The 1,135-nt window shown below is 65.7% G+C and carries 1 pseudogene; it reads right to left on the bottom strand.

What is annotated here, in order from left to right:
• Window positions 1-1,135: pseudogene (locus UIA24_RS23005) on the bottom strand (T6SS effector BTH_I2691 family protein); the annotation flags it as partial.

Genomic DNA, 1,135 nt, shown 5'->3' with positions numbered 1-1,135 from the left:
CCGGGCCCACGCACACGGCCATCATTGCGTTACCGGTATAGGCCGCATTGGCGGTCATCATCCGCAGTTCGCTGTTGTTGAACAGGCCGTCGGCACTCGCTTGTTCAAGGCTGTAAAGGGTGTTCCAGACATTCAGCCCGACCAGCATCAGCGGCAGCGACTGGCCGAAGTGCTTGCCCATCCATTCGCGGCTGCGGGCGTTGAAGCGCTCGCGTTGTTGGCTTTTGAGGCGGTGCTGGGCCAGGGCCTCCTGCTGCCCAAGGTCGCCCAGTTGTTGATGCAGGTGGTCGACATGCACGTTCAGGCGGTTGACCGGGGACAGTGTGAACAGCAGTTGATGCGGCCGACTGAAATGCAGGTCCTGCAGTTGCAGGGTCAAGCTGCGTAACGCAGTGCGGGTCGCGGCTTGATCGTGAGGCGCGCCGGGGCGTGTCAGCGTGCGCTGCTGGGCGTCGATCTGCCGTTGCAGGCCAAGGACCTGCTGCTGCCAGCGGCGGAACTGCGCCTTGAAGTCGGGGTTGAAGCGCAGTTGGGTAGCGTCAGAGGCCTGGGTCGAGATCAAGGCCTGGGTAACCACCTGAGTGAGCACGTCCGTCGCGCTGGCGTAGGCTCGTTGCAGGGCCGGCGCCAGGGTCATGCTCAGGGTGTGCCAGGCCCCTTCGGCACTGCTGTTGGCCACCGTCACCAAGGTGTCGAACGCCCGCCGGGCTGTCGTGCTCAGCGCCTGGTAGGCCTTGCTCTGCTTGACCGAGGGCAGGTCGAGCACGCCTTTGAGTTCGTTCGCCCGGGTGGCAACGCTGGTGACATCCGCCGGGTTGTCGGGGTCGACGGGGCGGGTGCTGCCATCGCCCTGGCTACGGCCATCGAGCAGGCCGGTGGTGGCGAAGTTGTGCGCGACCGTGCGTACCAGCGCGGCAATTTCCGGGTTGAAGTTGAACAACGCCGTGCCCAGCAGGGTGCTCGGTTTCACCGCCTGCCGGCACAGCCAGTCCTGCCCGGCCTCGCCGCCACCCAACAGGGTTGCGAGGCCTTCGGCAGTCTCCAGCAAGGCGCGGCTGTGGGCCGGGTTGCAGGTGTCGAAGAACAGGGTGTCGGCATTCGGTGCAAGCCGCTCCAGCCAGTTGAGCAGGTCGCG

Source organism: Pseudomonas sp. AL 58, assembly GCF_036348395.1.
Classification (GTDB): domain Bacteria; phylum Pseudomonadota; class Gammaproteobacteria; order Pseudomonadales; family Pseudomonadaceae; genus Aquipseudomonas; species Aquipseudomonas defluvii.
Note: the sequence above shows the minus strand (reverse complement) of the source record. Positions and strands in the feature narration are given on the sequence as shown.